The following is a 17,714-nucleotide window of genomic DNA, read 5'->3' as shown; positions in this document are numbered from 1 at the left end:
ACGGCGTGTTACTTCAATGCGCTCGCCACCAGACGCAGTGCCCTCTTCACCCTCGGGCGGGCCACCCTGCGTACCGTCGGGCGGATCACCCTCGCTGTCACTCCCACCGGCTCCCAGCGGACCTGCAGGCGGCCCGGGCCGTGGCCCTCCGGTTCCACCGTCAGGTGGTGGGAGGGGACGCGGGTCGTCAGCGTCGGGAAGGTCAGGGGCGCCAGCAGCAGGCCCGTGTGGGACAGGCCCTGGTGCTGGAGGCGGAGCAGCGGGTGGCGGATTCCGGCGAAGCCCTGGAGGGGGAGCGGGGCCGCCGCGAGGTCGAGGTGGGCGAGGCCTTCGAAGAGGCCGGGGCGGACGGGGGAGAGGCGGAAGTGGACGCGGAGGCGGCGGCCGCCCGGGGCGATGAGGAGCGTCGCGCGCTGGGGGCCGACGGGGAGGCGCAGCGCCGGGTCGTAGGTGCGGATCGTGAGGTCGATCGAAGCGCCCGGGCCTCGGGTGATCTCCTTGATCTCGTGGCGGAACTGGGCGCTCGGGAAGGGGCGGGTCTCCAGCTCCAGGTCGGAGACGTCCAGTTCGCGGCGTGACCACTCCGACCGGGGGACCTGGTCCCCCCAGTAGGTGCGGCCGTCCGCGTCGGTGACCACGCGCCTCGGTGCCACCCCGTGCCCCAGGCCCCGGGCCGCCAGACGCGCCTCCGGCAGACGGCGGTCGCGGATCAGCTGGATGACGACGCGTTCGGCACGCGGGAGACGCGCGAACGCGCCCGGGGTGAGCGTGTCGAGGTAGGGGGTGACGATGTCCGCGAAGGACGTCAGCCAGGCGTCGTCCCGGTAGGGCAGGTCACCGGCGTACATCCGCAAGTCGTGCTTGAGGAACTTGTGGTCCTTGTCCTCGCGCAGCGACTCGTGCCCGCTCTCGGCCAGGAACGCGTCGATGAGGTGCTGGACGTGGATCCGGTCCCGGACGTTGGCGAGCTTGTGCCGCTGGTTGGATATCGAGGCCGCCTCGGAGGCCGCGAAGGGCGCCACGTACCAGCGGTAGACCGGCTCCGGGATGATCGTGAAGCTTTTGGCCAGGCAGTACGCCTGCGCGGAGAACAGCTGGTCCTCGTAGTGGATGCCCTCGGGGAAGCGCAGGTCGTGCCGGTCGAGGAAGGCACGGGCGTACATCTTGCTCGTCGACAGGTGCTCGAAGAGCAGGCGCGGGTCCGACTCGATGCCGTCGAGGGTGCGGCGCTCGGCGACCAGGTGCGGCATCCAGGTCGAGCGGCGGCCGTTGTCCACCCGGACCCGCTGCACCGCGCCCATCGCGAAGTCGATCTCGCGTTCGCGATGCGCGGCGAGCAGCAGTTCGACGGCGTTGTCGGGGAGTTCGTCGTCGCTGTCGAGGAACATCAGGAACGGGGCGCGTGCGATCCGCAGGGCGCGGTTGCGGGGGGCGCTGCAGCCGCCGCTGTTCCGCTCCAGACGGAGGTGGCGGACGCGGGGGTCCTGGGCCGCCAGCCGCTGCGCCACCGCCGGGGTCTCGTCCGTGGAGTGGTCGTCGCTGATGACGATCTCGATGTTCGTGTGGGTCTGGCGGCGGACCGACTCGACCGCGCGGGTGAGCCGTTCGGCGTCGTTGTAGACGATGACCGTCACGGTGACGTCGGGGGAGCTCATGCGGTCGCCTCCTGCGGGGTGGGGGCCGGGGTGCGTTCCTCGACCGGCAGCACGGGCGGCAGGTCCCGTTCGTCCTGGCCGAGGAAGACCCGGCGCACGACGCGTTCGGCGGCGCGTCCGTCGTCGTACTCGCAGAACCGGCGCCGGAAGACGGCCCGGGTCTTCGCCGCGTTCTCGTCACGCCAGGCCTCGGTGGTGAGGATGTCCGTCAGCTCCTCCTGGGTGCGGGCGACCGGGCCCGGGGCCTCCGCCATCAGGTCGAAGTAGACGCCCCGGGTGGTGCGGTACGTCTCCCAGTCGTCGGCGTGGATCACGATCGGCCGGTCGAGGTTGGCGTAGTCGAACATGATCGAGGAGTAGTCCGTGACCAGGACGTCCGCCGCCAGGCACAGCTCCTCGACCGGGTCGTAGGAGGAGACGTCGATGATCCGGCCCGTGCGGCGCAGGTTGGTGAGCGGGGAGGCGGCGCCGCCGTAGAAGTAGTGGCCGCGCACGAGCAGGACCGTGTCCTCGCCCAGGCGGTCGGCGAGGGCGGCGAGGTCCAGGCGCGGGGTCCAGCCAGCCTCGTAGTCGCGGTGGGTGGGCGCGTAGAGGACGGCGCGACGGCCCGGGGCGATGCCGAGGCGGTCGCGGACCGCGCGGATGTCGCGGGCGCCGGCCGTGTAGTAGACGTCGTTGCGCGGATAGCCGTGGTCCAGGGAGACGTAGCGCGACGGGTAGGCGCGCTCCCACATGCGGGTGGTGTGGCTGTTGGCGGAGACGCTGTAGTCCCACTTGTCGATGCGCTCCAGCAGTGCGCGGAAGTCCAGGCCCTGCGCTGCGGCCGGGAATGCCATCTGGTCGATGCCCATGCGCTTCAGGGGCGTGCCGTGGTGGGTCTGGACGTGGATCGCGTCCGGGCGTTTGACCACCGCGTTCGGGAAGTTGACGTTGTTGACGAGGTACTTGGCGGTCGCCAGCACCTCCCAGTAGCGGCGGCTGCCGGGCACCACGTGGTCGGTGCCGGGCGGGAGGAGGGCCGCGTTCTCCTCGGTCACCACCCACACCGCGTGGATCTGCGGGGCGAGTGCGGCGAGCTTGGCGGCGATCGCGGCCGGATTGCAGGCCACGCCGCGGTTCCAGTACGCCGAGAACACCGCGAGATGCGGGTTGACGGGGCGGCCGAGCGCCCTGCGGTACTGGTGGTCGCGGAGCTTGGCACCGGCCTGGCGCTTCCGGGTCCGTACGGCCGACCTGGCGGTGCGGCGGGTGCGGTTGACGGCTTGGAAGGCCCGGTACTTCGCGTACGCGCCCTCCTCCAGCAGGGAGCGGCGGACGCCTTCGAGCCCGGCGGGGCGGCGGTAGCCCTCGGGGCGGCGGCGCAGGGCGGCCAGGGACGCCCGCTGGAAGAACTCCCGCGCGACCTCCTCCGGCATGCCGCCGCGGGCGAAGGTGCGCAGGCAGTCGCGGACCATGACGTCATAGAGCACGGTGTGCGCGGCGCGCCGGTCGCGGGTGAGGTCGAGGAGGGACTCGTAGCGCTCGACGAGGCCGTAGCGCCGCTCGGGTGTGACCGGGGGCAGGCTCGCGGGGCGCAGCCGGCGGTCCTCGTAGGCGACGTGCGGCAGGCAGGCGACGCGGTCGGCGAGCAGCAGGGCGGCCAGGGCGGCATGCGGCTCGTCGTCGGTGGCGAGCCGGTGCTCGTGCGCCCGCCAGTAGTCCGCGCGCAGGACGCGGGTGCCCAGCAGCGGGGTCAGCCGCAGCAGGGGCGCGCAGTCGTCGAGGGCGACGTCGGCGCGGCCCGCCCGGGCGAGGAGCGGGCCGTCCGGGGAGGGCATGCCGGAGGTGTGCCATGTGCTGCGGACGTGGTCGAGCAGGAGGACGTCGACCTCGCCGGGCAGTTCGGCCACCCGCTCCGCGACCGTGCGCGGCGTGCCGGCGGGCAGGCCGTCCTTGGCGCGCACGAAGTGCAGCCAGCGGCCGGACGCCCGGGCCGCGCCCGCCGCCCGGGCCGCCGCGTCCCCGGTGCCGTCCGGCAGCGGCACGACCTGGACGTCCGGGGCGTGCCGCTCGGCCGTCTCCCGGGCCCAGTCGCCGACCGCGGCCACGATCACCTCGGCGTCCGCGAGGGGGTGGGCGGCGAGGGAACCGAGGAGTTCCGTCAGATGGTCCTGGACGTTCGGCCCGTGGACGATGACACTGAGCTCGGCCATCCCGGGGACCCCCTCTCGCAGCTGCACGGTATGCGGTCATGCTGCCATCAATGAGACAAAAGGGCCGACCGGGTGGGCCTCACGAGGGAACGGCGGCCTTCGCCTTCGCCTTCGGCTTGGGCGCCTTGTCCCCGGTGAACGCCTCGTACTCCTTGAGGACGTCCTCCGTCGGCCCGTCCATGCGCAGCTCCCCGCGCTCCAGCCACAGCACCCGGTCGCAGGTGTCGCGGATCGACTTGTTGTTGTGGCTGACCAGGAACACCGTGCCCGCGTGCTTGCGCAGCTCGCGGATGCGCTCCTCCGAGCGCTTCTGGAAGGAACGGTCGCCGGTGGCCAGCGCCTCGTCGATCAGCAGGACGTCGTGGTCCTTGGCGGCGGCGATGGAGAAGCGCAGCCGGGCGGCCATGCCGGAGGAGTAGGTCCGCATCGGCAGGGTGATGAAGTCGCCCTTCTCGTTGATGCCGGAGAAGTCGACGATCTCCTGGTAGCGGTCCTTGACCTGCTCGCGGGACATGCCCATGGCCAGGCCGCCGAGGTGCACGTTGCGCTCGCCGGTGAGGTCGTTCATCAGGGCCGCGTTGACGCCGAGGAGGGAGGGCTGGCCGTCGGTGTAGATGTGGCCGTTCTCCACGGGGAGGAGCCCGGCGACGGCCTTCAGCAGGGTCGACTTGCCGGAGCCGTTGGTGCCGATCAGGCCGATCGCCTCGCCCCGGTAGGCGACGAAGGACACGTTCTTCACGGCGTGCACGCGGCGCACGCCCGACGCCTTCTCGGTCTGCCTGCGGCGCACGATGCGGTTGAGGGCGGCGGTCGCGGAGCCGCGTCCGGCGCCGGTGCCGTTGACGCGGTAGACGATGTCGACGCCGTCGGCGACGACGGTGGGGATCTTCTCGCTCGGGTGCTCAGCCACGGCCGTACGTCTCCTCAGCCTTCCAGAAGTAGATGAAGCCGCCGACACCGGCGACCACCGCCCAGCCGACGGCGAGCGCCCACACGTGGGCGGGGAGCTGGCTCGCGTGGAAGCTGTCGATCAGGGCGAAGCGCATCAGGTCGATGTAGACGGCGGCCGGGTTGGCCGCCAGGGCGATGGTCACCGCGTGGGGAAGGCTGTCCTTCTGTGCCAGCTTGTCGATGCTCCACATGACACCCGAGACATACATCCAGGTGCGCAGCACGAACGGCATCAGCTGCGCGATGTCGGGGGTCTTGGCACCCATCCGGGCCATGACCATGGAGACGCCCGCGTTGAACGTGAACTGCAGGAACAGGGCCGGCAGCGCCAGCAGCCAGGACACGCCGACCGGCACGCCGAAGCAGAGCAGGATGACGATCAGGGCGCCCATCGAGAACAGCAGCTGCTGGAGCTGCTGGAGGCAGAAGGAGATCGGCAGCGCGGCGCGCGGGAAGTGCAGGGCGCGCACCAGGCCGAGGTTGCCGGAGATGGCGCGGGTGCCCGCCATGATCGAACTCTGCGTGAACGTCCAGATGAACACGCCCGTGACCAGGAACGGGATGTAGTCCGGCACGCCGTGCTTGGTGCCGAGCAGCACGCCGAAGATGAAGTAGTAGACCGCCGCGTTCAGCAGGGGGGTCATCACCTGCCAGACCTGGCCGAGCTTCGCCTGGCTGTACTGGGCGGTGAGCTTGGCGGTGGCGAACGCGGTGATGAAGTGGCGGCGGGCCCACAGCCGGCGGACGTACTCGGGCAGGGAGGGCCGGGCGCCGCTGACCGAGAGGCCGTGGCGGGCGGCGAGGGCCGCGAGGTCGTCGTCGGCCGGGGCCGGGGTCTGGGGCGGTGTGTGGAGGACCGTACTCACATCCGCTGCTTTCGCTCGGGGGAACGGGGTGGGACCTGGGGGCCGTGGGGCTCCGGGAGGGGGTGGTCCTTACCGGACTCTTCACGCATTCTTACGTCGGGACGGGACCGTATCGTCGTAACGGGAGCGTACGACGGGCGAACGTCGGAACGCAACCGTTTCGTCGTGACGCCCTATGCTGTCGGCATGACGACGAAGCCCGACGAGCCCCAGCAGCCGCCGCGCCGCCGGGCCCCCGCGGGGGCCGCCGTACTGCGGGAGGACGTGACGGAAGCGATCCGGGCGGCCGTCTTCGAGGAACTCGCGGCCGTCGGCTACGCGCGGATGTCCATCGAGGGGATCGCGCGCCGGGCGGGCGTCGGGAAGACGGCGGTCTACCGCCGCTGGCGCTCCAAGCTGCACCTGGTGCTGGACATCGTCTCGGCGCTCGCCGTGCAGGGCCTGCCCGCGCCGGACACCGGCTCCCTGGAGGGCGACCTGCGGCTGCTCTACGAGGTGACGTCGCGTGCCTTGCGCCACCCCGTCGCCTCGCAGGTCATCCCCGATCTCCAGGCCGAGGCGGCCCGCAACCCCGACATCGCCGAGGCCATGCAGAAGGCCCTGCGCGAGGGCCAGGACGGCGTCGCCACCGGCATCGTGACGGCGGCGGAATGCCGCGGCGAGCTCCGCGAGGGCATCGACCACGACCTGGCCCTCGACCTGATCTCCGGCCCGCTGTACTGGCGCTCGGTGGTGATCCGCAGCCCGAAGCTGCCGAAGGGGTATCTGGGCGCGCTGGCCCGGGCCACGTCGGAGGGGCTCAAGGCGCTGTAGGACGGAACCTTGGCGGCTCGCTCGGGGCCGTGGTCCGAGGGGGGCCGCCAGGGTTCCCTCAGGGCCGTGGTCCGAGGCGTCGTGAGGCGGCCTCGCCCCTCGCCCCCGGAGGGCTCGTCAGAGGCTCGGGTGGATCAGCTCCGCCCCGCCTCCGGATGCAGCCGCAGCCACCCCTCCCACGCCGAGGTGATCATGTCCTGCACGTCGTGCCGGGCCTTCCAGCCCAGCTCCGTGGCCGCGCGGTCGGCGGAGGCGACGACCCGGGCCGGGTCGCCCGCGCGCCGGGGCGCCACCGTGGGGGGCCGGTCGTAGCCGGTGACCGCGTTGATGCGGTCGATCATCTCGCGCACGGACACGCCCGCGCCCCGGCCGATGTTCAGCGTGAGAGCGCGGCCGGGGGAGGAGCGCAGGACCCGGGCCGCCGCGACATGGGCCTCGGCCAGGTCGACGACGTGGATGTAGTCGCGCACACAGGTGCCGTCGGGGGTCGGGTAGTCGTCGCCGAAGATCCGCGGCGGCGCGTTCTCCGTCAGTTTCTCGAAGACCATGGGCACGAGGTTGAACACCCCGACGTCCGCGAGCTCCGGGGCCGCCGCGCCCGCCACGTTGAAGTAGCGCAGACACGCGGTCGACAGCCCGGTCGCCCGCCCTGTCGCGCGCACCAGCCACTCACCGGCCAGCTTGGTCTCGCCGTACGGCGACATGGGCACGCACGGCGTCTCCTCGGTCACCAGGTCCACGTCCGGCATGCCGTACACCGCCGCCGAGGAGGAGAAGACGAAGGACGGCACCCGCGCCGCCGTCACGGCGTCCAGCAGGACCCGCAGGCCCTCGACGTTCTCCCGGTAGTAGTGCAGCGGCAGGTCGACCGATTCGCCCACCTGCTTCTTCGCCGCGAGATGGACGACGCCGGTGACCGCGTGGTCCGCGAGGGCGCGGGCGAGCCGCTCGGCGTCCAGGGTCGAGCCCGCCACCAGGGGCACCCCGTCGGGCACGCGCTCGGCGATACCGGTGGACAGGTCGTCGTACACCACCGCCTGTTCCCCCGCCGCGGTCATCGCCCGTACGACGTGCGCGCCGATGTAGCCGGCGCCGCCGGTGATCAACCAGGTCATGTGCGGCCGTCCCCTCGTCAGTGGGCCCGTGGTGGTGGTGCTGTGCGCTGCTGCGTCGCGGGTGTCGCGCTCTCAGTGAAGCAGGCGGCGCAGTCGCGCGCGGGCGACCGACAGCACACCGCGTACGCCGGGGGCCACCCGCAGCGCCAGCGCGCCGGAGTGGGTGGTGTACGGCTGTACGAGTACCACGCCGTGCCGGGCGCTGGGGACGACGCTGCGGCGCAGCCCGGCGCCCGTGAGCGCGTGCGCGGTGACGTCGCGGCTCGCGCCGTCGCGGAAGCGGATGCGAAGGCGCAGGTCCCAGGTGCCCACGCCGAGTGCCGCCAACACGGCGAGGTCGACGGTCGTCTCCGCCCACCAGGTGCCGGTGTCCCCGGTGGTCCCGGGGCCCGTCGCGCACGGCACGAGCGCGACGGACGCGCCCCGGACCGCCACGTCCTCGTCGTCCCGGTGCCGCCACTGCGTCTCCACCGTCTCCGGTCCCGCCTGCGCCACCCGCCCGTACAGCTCGTGCAGGCACAGCCGCAGCCGGGTGTCACGCGCGCGTGGCCGCAGCTCCCCGTCGACGGCGAGGGGCAACGCAGCCACCGGCCTGCCCTGCAGAGGCTCCAGGGAGACCTGGGGGAGGCCGTCCGACCACACGGGCGTGCCGTCCGCGGCGCGGGCGTACGGCGGGTACAGGCGAGCCGGTCGGGCCGCCAGTTCCCGCAGCCGGGGCAGGTCGCGCGGCTCCGGGGAGGCCAGGACGACCCGTCCGGCCAGCCGGCCGGGAGCGCCCGGGTTGCGCGCCCAGTCGTCGGCGTCGTACTGCGCGAGGTGCGACCGCGTGAGCTCCCACCACGCGCGTCGGTACGCGGCGTCGCGCAACCCCAGTTCCCGCAGGTACATCCGCAGGTCGTGGTCGAGGAACTTGGCGCGCACGGCCCGCGCGAGTTCCTTGTGCCCGGCGCCCAGCAGCACTTCGTAGGCCTGTCGGCAGGCCTCCGTGCGGGCCCGCCAGTTCTCGACGCCGGCCCGGTTCAGGGAGATCGACAGTCGTTCGGCGGACCGGCGCACGTGCCAGACGTAGACCCGGTCCGGGACCAGGGCGATGCGCGGGGCCGCGGCGAGCACGCGCGCGGTGAAGACGACGTCCTCGTACGGGAAGCGGCCCTCGGGGAAGCGGATGCCGTGCGCGCGCAGGAAGCGGGTGCGGTAGAGCTTGTTGACGCAGAGCGTGTCGTGGACCAGGCGGGGCCGCTGCGCGGGGTGCGGCACCACGGCGTGCATCGCGTAGAGGCGCGCCTGCCAGGGGACCTCGCGCCCCGACGGCACCTCCCGGCGGACGCACAGGCCGCTCGCGACCTCCGCGTGCGCACCCGAGACCGCTTCGAGCAGCGCGTCGACCGCGCCGGGCGGCAGGACGTCGTCGCTGTCCAGGAACATCACGTACGGCGCGGTCACCGCGTCGAGTCCGGTGTTGCGCGGGGTGCCGCAGCCGCCGCTGTTGACCCGGCGGCGGATCACCTTCAGACGGGGCTCCGAGGCGGCGAGCCGGTCGAGCAGGCCGGCGCTGCCGTCCGTCGAGCAGTCGTCGACGGCCACCACCTCGCGCACGGCCGGGCCCTGGGCGAGCGCCGAGCGCACGGCGTCCGTCACATGGGCGGCGTCGTCGTAACCGATCACCACGACGGCGACCTCGGCGAGCGGACTCTCGGTGTCCGTCTCGGCATACATCACGGCATTCATCACGACGGATCGTAAGCCGGGCGAATGACATGAAAGTGATAACACACCACCAAACCCCGCTAACAGGTCTCGATCGCCACAGAATCGGGCCGTGAAGAGCGGACAGTCCAGGGGGAGCGGCCGGTTCGGCGCGGGTGTGGTGCCCGTGGCGGTGCCCATGGCGGTGATGCTCGCGATCGGGCTGTGGGGGCTGGACCGCGGCGGCATGTGGGGCGACGAAAGTGTCACCTTCCAGGTCGCGCAGCGCACGGTCCCGCAGATCTGGCGGCTGCTGCACGACGTGGACGCGGTGCACGGCCTCTACTACCTGTTCATGCACGCCGTCCTCACCGTCCATCCCGGCGAGGTCGTGCTGCGCCTGCCGTCGGTGTGCGCGGCGACGGCGACCGCCGGTCTGGTCGCGGCCCTGGGCGTCCGGCTGGCCGGGCCCCGGGTCGGCCTGTGGGCCGGTGTCCTCTACGCGATCACGCCGATGGCCGGCCACTACGCCCAGGAGGGACGGTCGTACGCGCTCGTCGCGGCGGGCGTGGCGGCCTCGACGCTGCTGCTCCTGAGGGCCGTGGACGGGGTGGGTGTCCGGGTCTGGGGGCCGTACGGGGCGGTCGTCGCCCTGACCTGTGCGCTGCACGAGCTGGCGGTTCCGGTGCTGTGCGCGCACGCGGTGACGCTGGCCCTGCTGCGGGTGCCGAGGGGGGTCTGGTCCGGCTGGGGGCGGGCGGCGGTGGCGGTGGCGCTGCTCCTGGTGCCGCTGGTGTGGGTGTCGCGGGGGCAGTCCGGGCAGGTGGCGTGGCTGGTGGCGCCGGGGTGGGACCGGGTGGAGAGGCTGGCCGGGAACTTCTCTCCCAGCCCGTCGGGGCCGGTGTTCTGGGGGTCGCTGCTGCTGTTGGCCGTGGGTCTGTGGGAGCGGCGGACGGCGGCGGTCGCGCTGCCGCTGCTGCTGGTGCCGCCGGCGATCCTGATGACCGTGTCGCAGGTCCGGCCGCTCTACCACGACCGGTATGTGCTCTACGCGCTGGCGGGCGCGTCCCTGCTGGTCGCGGCCGGGGCCGGGCGGGTGGCCCGGGCTCTGGGGCGGGTGCGGTTCGACGGGCGGCGGATGCGGGTCGGCGGCCGGCGGGTGCACGCCCTGCTGGGGGTCGCCGGTGTCCTCGCCCTCGTCGCCACCTTCCTGAGCCAGCTCCCCGTGCATCGCCAGGACCGTGCCGCCGCCCACCGCCCGGACAACCTCGCCGTGGTCTCCGCGCTCGCCGTCCGGCAGATGCGGCCCGGCGACCCGGTGCTGTTCGTGCCGTCGGTCGGCAGGCTCGCCGCGCTGGCCTACCCGAAGGGGTTCCAGCGGGCGCGGGACATCGCGCTGCGGGAGTCCGCGCCCCGCTCCGGGACGCTGTGGGGCCGGGAGGCGACCCCCGGGGAGCTGCGCCGGCGGCTCGCCACGGTGGACCGCGTCTGGGTCGTCGCCGAGCCGTACGCGCTGGACCCGCGCTGGACCCCGGCCGACCCGGCCGAGCGCGCCAAACTCGCCGTGCTGCGGGAGGAGTTCGTCGTCCGGGAGGAACACGCCCGGGACGGCGTGGTGCTCCGTCTCCACGTCCGGCGGCAGCCGGCGGACGAGCCGCCCGGCGTACCGCCCGGTGCCGCTACGACGGCCCGCCTGCCGGTGAGCCGCCCTGCGGCTCCCCGAGCGCGGCCGCGTCCAGGGCGGTGGTGAGCTCGTCGAGGCGGGCGCGCAGGGCGCGGATCTCCTCGGGGTCGAAGCCGGTCGAGGCGGCGATCCGGCGCGGCACCTGAAGCGCCCGCCCGCGCAGGGCGACGCCCTCCCCGGTCAGCCGCACCTCCACCGACCGCTCGTCGCGCGCGCTGCGCTCACGGCGCACCAGACCGGCCGCCTCCAGCCGCTTGAGCAGCGGCGACAGCGTGCCCGAGTCGAGCCGCAGGTGCTCGCCGAGCTTCTTGACGGGCAGCTCGTCGTACTCCCACAGCACCAGCATCACCAGGTACTGCGGGTAGGTGAGCCCGAGGTCCTTGAGGATCTGGCGGTAGACGCCGTTGAAGGCGCGGGAGGCCGCGTGCAGGGAGAAACAGATCTGCTGGTCCAGGCGGAGCCAGTCGTCGTCGGGCGTGTTCATGCGTCCAGGGTAGCTCGCGCCCACCATTCAATTGCGCACAACTTAATTGTGTGCTCTAATTCTGGGTGTCGGGCGGCCCGGAAGCGGGCCGCCGAACCATGACGTGAGAGGGAAGGTCTTCCATGGACGCGCTCTACACCGCTGTCGCCACCGCCACCCACGGCCGCGACGGCCGCGCCGTCAGCTCCGACGGCGTGCTGGACCTCGCCCTGGGCGTGCCCCAGGCGATGGGCGGCAACGGCCAGGGCACCAACCCCGAGCAGCTCTTCGCCGCCGGTTACGCCGCCTGCTTCGGCAGCGCCCTCGGCCTCGTCGGCCGCCAGGCCAAGGTCGACGTCAGCGACGCCGCCGTGACCGCCGAGGTCTCCATAGGCAAGCAGGGCGAGGGCTTCGGTCTCGCCGTCACCCTCCGCGTGGAGCTGCCCGACAGCGTGGACGAGGCGACCGGCCGCAAGCTGGTCGAGCAGGCCCACCAGGTCTGCCCGTACTCCAACGCCACCCGCGGCAACATCGAGGTCGACCTCGTCATCGAGTGACCCCGCGGGCCCGCGGAGGTCACCCCCCGACCCGCGCCAGCACCTCCCCCGTCCGTCTGCTCCACGCCACCACCACGGCCTCCTCGGGCACCGGGTGCCAGCGCGTCAGCAGCAGCCAGCGCACGTGATAGCGGCGGACGACGGCGGACCGCTCGGCGCGGGTCGAACCGGGGGCCAGATAGGCGCGGACATCGGCCGCCCTGCGCTCCCGCCGCCGCTCGTCCAGGGCCGGGTCGGGCCAGATGGGCGCCGCCAGGTTCGGCCCGTACCCGGCGATGGCGTGCGAGGCGAAGTACCCGTCGGTGATCACGACCTCGCCGGGCCCGATGTGCCGCGCCGCCCAGTCGTACGACGGCCAGCGCGTCGGCTGCGTGAACCCCACCGGGTCGACCGAGCGCGGCACGACCGCCCCGGCGTGCACGGCGACGAACCCGACGCACGCCGCGGCCACCGCCGCCCCGCCCAGCGCCCGCCTGGCCCGGCTCCAGGGCCGCGGCGCGGCCAGCTCCACCGCCAGCGCGAACTGCAGCGGCACCAGCACGGCCCACAGGGCCCGGGCGTACGTGTAGTGCCCGCTCACCCAGCCGTACGCCACCAGCAGGCACTCCAGCAGGAACATCCACACCAGCGGATCACGCGCCGACCTGCGGGCCCGCCCCCACAGCGCGGGCAGCCCGAGCAGCGCCAGCCACGCGTTGGCGAGCATCCTCTCGTAGAGCTGCCGGTGCATCGCGTCCATGCCGGTGTCGCCCACCAGCGTCAGAACGTCGTAGTACGGCCAGATCAGGGCGACCGTCGCGCAGGTCGCCGCGGTGAGCGCCCAGCGTGCCGCGACCGGCCGGCGCCAGCCGCGCTGCCGTGCCGCCACGATCGCCACCGCCCCGGTGAGCGCGGAGGCCGCCGTCACGGGGTGGGTGAGCAGGATCAGCCCGTACAGGGCGCCGATCCCGGCGTACCCCCACCAGCCGCCGAGGCCGCTCGGGCCGACGAACCGCACGGCGGGGGCGTCGTCCCGCGCGCGGGTGCCCGTCCAGGCCCACGCCCAGAACGTCAGGCCGATCGCGAGCGCGGACGGGTAACCCAGGTTCGTCGTCATCGACATCAGCCCGAGGTAGCCGCTCCACAGAATCCGCGCGGTGCCCCACAGCAGCGTCATGCACAGCAGCGCCCACACCGGCGCCCAGGGACGCGGGGTGAGGGTCCGTACGAAACGGCCGAGCCCCGTCAGCAGCACCAGCAGGTGCACCGGCCCGGCGAGTTTCACGACCTCCCAGCCCGACAGCCCCGCCAGCCGCGCCAGAACGCCCTGGGCGACGGCGTACGGGCCGTAGTACGGGCTGCCCTCACCCGGCAGATCGGCCATGGTGTGGGCCGGGTGCAGCAGATCGGCCTTCAGGCGCTCGACGACCGCCGCGTGCTGTCCGGCGTCGCAGCACAGCGGGATCCGCCAGTACGCCAGCGTCATCACCAGCCAGAACAGGGCGCCGTAGAGCTGGTACGGGGTGAGCCGCCCGGCACGGCCGCCGCGCAGGGCCGTCGCGCCGCGCACGGCCCGCCGGACGAGGACCGGGGCGCTCACAGGAGGGGGGAGGGGGTCTGGGGCATGCGCCGAATGTTCCCGCCCCTCCGCACGCCCTGACCCCGGGTCACTTCATCGGGTGAGGCCGCTACGCCCACCTGCCGGTCGGTCGCACAGCGCCTGCTGCGCCGCCGCCGGCCAGCGCGCGAAACGGAACCGCGTCCGCTCGACCGCCCCGGTGAGGTTCCGCCAGAACCGCTCGGCCGTGAGGGGCGCGCGCACCGACTCCCTCAGCTCGGCGAGTCGCCCGCAGCCCAGCGCGGCCCGGGCCGCCTCGACCGCCTCCCGGGAAGCCCCGGCCCGCAGCAGGTCGCGCCGCGGCGGTTGCTCCGCCGCCCACTCCGCGAAGACCCAGTAGTTGCGCAGGAACTTCTCGTGCCCGGGCCAGCTCCACCGCTCCAGCGCCAGATGCGCGCCGATCGGGCTGGCCAGCCCCCAGGCGTCGTTGACGTAGGCGTCCAGCGGCGCCGCCGCCCCCGTCACTCCGAGGTGACGTCCCACGATCACCACCCGGTACGGGGAGTCCGCGCGCGCCGGTGTGGCGTGCAGCCGCCGCCCGGCGTCGAAGTAGAGCAGCGTCGGCCCGGGCGCGCGCTCGGCCCGCGCCAGCATGGCGCGCCCCTCCGGCAGGGCGGGCCAGTTGGCCACCCAGGTGGCCGTGCGCACCGGGTTGTGGTCGCCGAGGCCCTCCACGTCGGAACTGCGCACGTTGAACGAGCCGGGCGTGCTGCGCACGTCGAACGGCGTCCGCAGCGGACTGACCGCCGCGCACAGCCACACCACCAGCAGCGCGCTCGCGACGCCCGTGAACCGGGTCGCGGGGACGACCAGCACCGGCAGGAGCAGCAGAAGCAGGGCGGGCAGGATCATGCGGGCGTGCATGTAGTCGCCGCCGACCCGGACGACGTACCCGGCCAGCAGCAGACCCGCCGCGAGCGGCGCCAGCAGCACCGCCAGGGAGGCCCGGCGCGGGGCGCGCTCCCGCCGCTGCCGCCGGGCGCGGCGCACCAGCAGGGCCGCCAGCGCCCCGAGCACGGGAACGACGGGCCACAGCCAGTAGGGCCCGAGCGTCTCCTGCACATACCCGGCGCCCCGGCTCCAGTCGCTGGCGCTCGCCTCCTTGGCGATGGCCGGCAGCGGCACCAAGACCCCGTAGTAGCCCGCCCGGAACACCTCGTACGCCAGCGGCACCGCTGCCGCCGAGGCCAGCATCACCGCCGTGTCCCGCCGGGAGGGACGCAGCACCCACCACTGCGCCGCCAGGAAACACGCCGTGACCACCGCCAGATCGGGCCGGACCAGCGGACCCAGCCCGAACACGAAGGCGGCCGGGTACGTCTCCCGGGCCTCCTGACCGCGCCGGGTCCGCGTCAGCAGCCACCACGACAGACCGGTCCAGAAGGTGCCGAGGCCGCTCTCCAGACCCGAGGTCATGTACGACCAGAACGGTGGCACGGCCAGCAGCACGAGCACACCGGCCGGGAGCAGCGGCCTCGCGCCCCAGTGCAGCCGGCCGGTGGCGAGCAGGGCGAACGCGAACCCGGCGGTGCTCAGCAGCAACCCCAGTCCGACCGCGAGGAACGCCGGGTCCTCCCCGGTGACCCGGGTGGCGAGCGCGAGCAGCCACTGCCACAGGGTGCCGGTCGAACTCTCCGCCCGCTCCCCGACGTTGAACACGGGCCCGTTGCCCGCCAGGATCTGCCGCACCGGGCGCAGGTAGATCAGCCCGTCGTCGCAGATCCAGCGGCGCCGGTAGCCCAGCACGAACAGGGCCGCGGTGGGCACCGCCACCAGGGCCGCGTGCCACCCGTGCACCCACGGCAGCCGCTCGGCGGCGGCGGGCGGCCGGGCGGAGGCGGCCCGCTGGCCCGGCAGGGAGGGGGCGGCCTCGGGGGTCGCGGGAGTTCTCATCTCTCGATCAGCGCCTCGGGTCGGGTGCGGACGCCCTCGGTCCGGCGGGCCGCGGGCAGCAGCGCGCCACCCCGCTCGCCCAGCATCAGCAGCCGGACGACCCGCTCGGCGGCCCGCCCGTCCTCGAACTCGCAGTAGCGCTCCCGGAAGCCGGAGCGCAGCCGCGCCGCCTCCGCGTCCTGCCAGGTGCCGGACGCGAACAGCCAGGCCAGCTCCCGGTACGAGCGCGACACATGGCCCGGCGCATCGGCCGTGATGTCGAAGTAGGCGCCCCGGCTGGCCGCGAACGCGCCCCAGTCGTCGGCGTGGACGACGATCGGCCGGTCCAGCAGGGCGTAGTCGAACATCAGGGCGGAGTAGTCGGTGACCAGCACGTCGGAGGCGAGCATCACGTCCTCCACGTGCGGCTCGTCGGTCGCGTCCACCAGCACGCCCCGCCGGTGCAGATCGGCCAGGCCGAGACCGCGCGCGACACCCGACGCCAGCGACGGGTGCAGCCGGACGACCAGCGTGTGCCCGGGGCCCAGGTCCTCGGCGAACCGGGCCGGGTCGAAACGGTCGACATGGCCGCCCCGCCGGTAGTCGCGCCGGGTCGGCGCGTACAGCACGACCCGGTCACCGGCCGGGATGCCGAGCCGCTCGCGCACCTCCCGGCCCCGCTCGGGTCCCGCGCCGACCAGCACGTCGTTGCGCGGGCTGCCGGTCCGCAGCGAGGTGAAGTGGCACGGATAGGCCCGCTCCCACGCCCGTTCCGCGTACCGCCCCCCGACCAGGCTGTAGTCCCAGCGGTCGGCCCGGCGCAGCATCTGCGGCACGTCGAAGCCGTGCCGGGCGCCCGGCTTGGTCAGCAGGTCGGCGCCCATGTATTTGAGCGGGGTGCCCTGGTGGGTGTGGATGTGGACGCTGCCGGGCCGCTTGGCCAGGGTGCCGGGCCAGTTGACGTTGTTCACCCAGTACGTGGCCCGCGCCATGACCTCGTGGTAGCGCCGCGACCCCGGCGTCACATGGTCGACGCCGGGCGGCAGCGCCTCCACCGCGTCCTCCCGGACCACCCACACGCCCCGGATGTGCGGGGCGATCTCGCGCGCCTTCTCGTAGATCGCGGCAGGGTCACCGGACACGCCCCGGTGGTGGGTCGCCGAGTAGACGGCGAGATGCGGATCCAGGGGGCGCTTCGACTGGGCCGTGTACCAGCCGCGCAGGGCCGTCTCCGACGCCTTCTTCGCCACCCGCCGCTGGCCGCTCATGGCGGTCGCGCGCAGATCCCGCAGCCCGCGCGCCACCGCGTACGACGCGTAGGGCGCCGAGGCCAGCAGCCGCATCTCGACCCCGCGCCAGCCGTCCGGCTGCGGGAAGCCGCCCTCCGGGAGGTGACGGCGGTGGAAGGCACGGATCTCGCGGTAGAAGTCGCCCCGGTCCGCGGGCCGCACCCGGTCCTCGCGGGCCAGCACGAACAGCATGTGGTCCAGCGCCCGCTCCAGCAGCAACGGCCGCGCCCAGGCGAGGTCGGGGCGCTGTTCCAGGAACGCGAACAGCCCCTCGTACTGCGGGAAGATGTCGAAGTGCCGGCGCCCCGGCGTCTTGGTGATCGCGCCCTGCCGGCGCTGCCGGTACTCCACGCCGATCCGGTCCAGACAGGCGATGCGGTCGGCCAGCACCATCGACCGGTAGGTGACCGGCGCGTCCTCGTACAGACCCGCCGCGTACCGAAGACCGTGCTCCTGGAAGAAGTCCCGCCGGTAGGCCTTGTTCCAGGCGACCAGGAACAGGTTCAGGTACTGCGGGCTCTCCCGGATGCCGAACGTCTCCAGGCCGGCCGAGGCCAGCAGGTCCGCCGCCTCGCTGCGCCCGCCCCGGCCCCACCAGTGGGTGCGCACATGGTCGAAGACCAGGATGTCCGGGTCGCCCGTCACCGCCAGGCGTGCGGCGACGGCGGCCAGCAGGCCCGGCGTGTAGAGGTCGTCGCTGTCCAGGAAGAGGACGTAGTCGCCGGCCGCCTGTTCCAGACCGGCGTTGCGGGCCCGGCCCAGGCCGACGTTCTCGGGCAGGTGCAGCGCCCGCACCCGGGCGTCGCGGGCGGCATACTCGTCGAGGATCGCGCCGCTGCCGTCGGGCGAGCGGTCGTCGACGGCGATCACCTCGAAGTCGCCGTAGGACTGGCCGAGCACCGAGTCGAGACACTCGCGCAGGAAGCCCTGCACCTTGTAGACGGGGACGATGATGCTGAAGCGGGGCACTTCTT

Annotated in this window: 13 protein-coding genes; 3 read left to right on the top strand and 10 right to left on the bottom strand. The window is 73.6% G+C overall.

Translation table 11 applies throughout. The features are described from left to right. Window positions 1-8: 8 nt before the first annotated feature. From ACFY9E_RS12200 to ACFY9E_RS12185, 4 genes are all read right to left on the bottom strand, one after another. The gene (locus ACFY9E_RS12200) at window positions 9-1,655 is read right to left on the bottom strand and encodes a glycosyltransferase (protein ID WP_390981945.1); all 1,647 of its coding nucleotides are present in this window, start codon (window positions 1,653-1,655) and stop codon (window positions 9-11) included. Beyond that, window positions 1,652-3,847, bottom strand: coding sequence for a CDP-glycerol glycerophosphotransferase family protein (locus ACFY9E_RS12195; protein WP_390981942.1), 2,196 nt, complete (start codon window positions 3,845-3,847; stop codon window positions 1,652-1,654). Before ACFY9E_RS12195 ends, ACFY9E_RS12200 begins: the two co-directional genes overlap by 4 nt. A gap of 79 nt (window positions 3,848-3,926) precedes the next feature. Further along, window positions 3,927-4,757: an ATP-binding cassette domain-containing protein gene (locus tag ACFY9E_RS12190; RefSeq protein ID WP_390981940.1), complete on the bottom strand. Its 831-nt coding sequence runs from the start codon at window positions 4,755-4,757 to the stop codon at window positions 3,927-3,929. Further along, window positions 4,750-5,664 carry an ABC transporter permease gene (locus ACFY9E_RS12185; RefSeq protein WP_390981937.1) on the bottom strand — a complete coding sequence of 305 codons (915 nt, stop codon included), beginning with the start codon at window positions 5,662-5,664 and terminating at the stop codon, window positions 4,750-4,752. Before ACFY9E_RS12185 ends, ACFY9E_RS12190 begins: the two co-directional genes overlap by 8 nt. 186 nt (window positions 5,665-5,850) lie before the next feature. Between ACFY9E_RS12185 and ACFY9E_RS12180 the strand changes: the two genes are divergently transcribed. Then, on the top strand, window positions 5,851-6,477 hold the full coding sequence (locus tag ACFY9E_RS12180) for a TetR/AcrR family transcriptional regulator C-terminal ligand-binding domain-containing protein (protein WP_390981934.1): 627 nt from the start codon (window positions 5,851-5,853) through the stop codon (window positions 6,475-6,477). A 134-nt stretch (window positions 6,478-6,611) separates the two neighbouring features. On the opposite strand, the gene galE is transcribed toward ACFY9E_RS12180, so the two are convergent. After that, window positions 6,612-7,592, bottom strand: a complete 981-nt coding sequence (gene galE / locus ACFY9E_RS12175) for a UDP-glucose 4-epimerase GalE (RefSeq protein WP_390981933.1) — start codon at window positions 7,590-7,592, stop codon at window positions 6,612-6,614. Between the two features lie 72 nt (window positions 7,593-7,664). Next, window positions 7,665-9,320 (bottom strand): glycosyltransferase, encoded by a 1,656-nt coding sequence (locus tag ACFY9E_RS12170; RefSeq protein WP_390981930.1) that lies wholly within the window; start codon window positions 9,318-9,320, stop codon window positions 7,665-7,667. Window positions 9,321-9,477: 157 nt separating this feature from the next. Here ACFY9E_RS12170 and ACFY9E_RS12165 point away from each other — a divergent pair, with 157 nt between their 5' ends. Further along, entirely contained in the window at window positions 9,478-11,028 is a 1,551-nt protein-coding gene (locus ACFY9E_RS12165; RefSeq protein ID WP_390982095.1) for a hypothetical protein, read from the top strand. Here ACFY9E_RS12165 and ACFY9E_RS12160 read toward each other — a convergent pair. Next, window positions 10,958-11,473, bottom strand: coding sequence for a MarR family transcriptional regulator (locus tag ACFY9E_RS12160; protein WP_390981928.1), 516 nt, complete (start codon window positions 11,471-11,473; stop codon window positions 10,958-10,960). The two genes, ACFY9E_RS12165 and ACFY9E_RS12160, sit on opposite strands and share 71 nt — an antisense overlap. Before the next feature lie 95 nt (window positions 11,474-11,568). Here ACFY9E_RS12160 and ACFY9E_RS12155 point away from each other — a divergent pair, with 95 nt between their 5' ends. Then, window positions 11,569-11,982: an organic hydroperoxide resistance protein gene (locus ACFY9E_RS12155; protein WP_030837644.1), complete on the top strand. Its 414-nt coding sequence runs from the start codon at window positions 11,569-11,571 to the stop codon at window positions 11,980-11,982. Between the two features lie 19 nt (window positions 11,983-12,001). On the opposite strand, the gene ACFY9E_RS12150 is transcribed toward ACFY9E_RS12155, so the two are convergent. From ACFY9E_RS12150 to ACFY9E_RS12140, 3 genes are all read right to left on the bottom strand, one after another. After that, window positions 12,002-13,561 carry a hypothetical protein gene (locus tag ACFY9E_RS12150; protein ID WP_390981925.1) on the bottom strand — a complete coding sequence of 520 codons (1,560 nt, stop codon included), beginning with the start codon at window positions 13,559-13,561 and terminating at the stop codon, window positions 12,002-12,004. A 72-nt stretch (window positions 13,562-13,633) separates the two neighbouring features. Beyond that, window positions 13,634-15,472, bottom strand: a complete 1,839-nt coding sequence (locus ACFY9E_RS12145) for a hypothetical protein (RefSeq protein WP_390981922.1) — start codon at window positions 15,470-15,472, stop codon at window positions 13,634-13,636. Further along, window positions 15,469-17,709 (bottom strand): CDP-glycerol glycerophosphotransferase family protein, encoded by a 2,241-nt coding sequence (locus ACFY9E_RS12140; RefSeq protein WP_390981919.1) that lies wholly within the window; start codon window positions 17,707-17,709, stop codon window positions 15,469-15,471. The genes ACFY9E_RS12145 and ACFY9E_RS12140 overlap by 4 nt, the downstream gene beginning before the upstream one ends. Between the last annotated feature and the right edge of the window lie 5 nt (window positions 17,710-17,714).

Origin of the sequence: Streptomyces sp. NPDC012466 (assembly GCF_042955215.1) — a bacterium.
Taxonomy (GTDB): Bacteria; Actinomycetota; Actinomycetes; order Streptomycetales; family Streptomycetaceae; genus Streptomyces.
The sequence above is the reverse complement of the archived record's forward strand: the minus strand, read 5'-3'. Positions and strand labels throughout refer to the sequence as shown.

What these genes read in the sequence shown, in the direction of transcription:
- ACFY9E_RS12200 (WP_390981945.1), bottom strand. Translation starts at nt 1,655, where the DNA reads ATGAGCTCCCCCGACGTCACCGTGACGGTCATCGTCTACAACGACGCC.
- ACFY9E_RS12195 (WP_390981942.1), bottom strand. Translation starts at nt 3,847, where the DNA reads ATGGCCGAGCTCAGTGTCATCGTCCACGGGCCGAACGTCCAGGACCAT.
- ACFY9E_RS12180 (WP_390981934.1), top strand. Translation starts at nt 5,851, where the DNA reads ATGACGACGAAGCCCGACGAGCCCCAGCAGCCGCCGCGCCGCCGGGCC.
- galE (WP_390981933.1), bottom strand. Translation starts at nt 7,592, where the DNA reads ATGACCTGGTTGATCACCGGCGGCGCCGGCTACATCGGCGCGCACGTC.
- ACFY9E_RS12170 (WP_390981930.1), bottom strand. Translation starts at nt 9,320, where the DNA reads ATGAATGCCGTGATGTATGCCGAGACGGACACCGAGAGTCCGCTCGCC.
- ACFY9E_RS12165 (WP_390982095.1), top strand. Translation starts at nt 9,478, where the DNA reads ATGGCGGTGATGCTCGCGATCGGGCTGTGGGGGCTGGACCGCGGCGGC.
- ACFY9E_RS12160 (WP_390981928.1), bottom strand. Translation starts at nt 11,473, where the DNA reads ATGGTGGGCGCGAGCTACCCTGGACGCATGAACACGCCCGACGACGAC.
- ACFY9E_RS12155 (WP_030837644.1), top strand. Translation starts at nt 11,569, where the DNA reads ATGGACGCGCTCTACACCGCTGTCGCCACCGCCACCCACGGCCGCGAC.
- ACFY9E_RS12145 (WP_390981922.1), bottom strand. Translation starts at nt 15,472, where the DNA reads ATGAGAACTCCCGCGACCCCCGAGGCCGCCCCCTCCCTGCCGGGCCAG.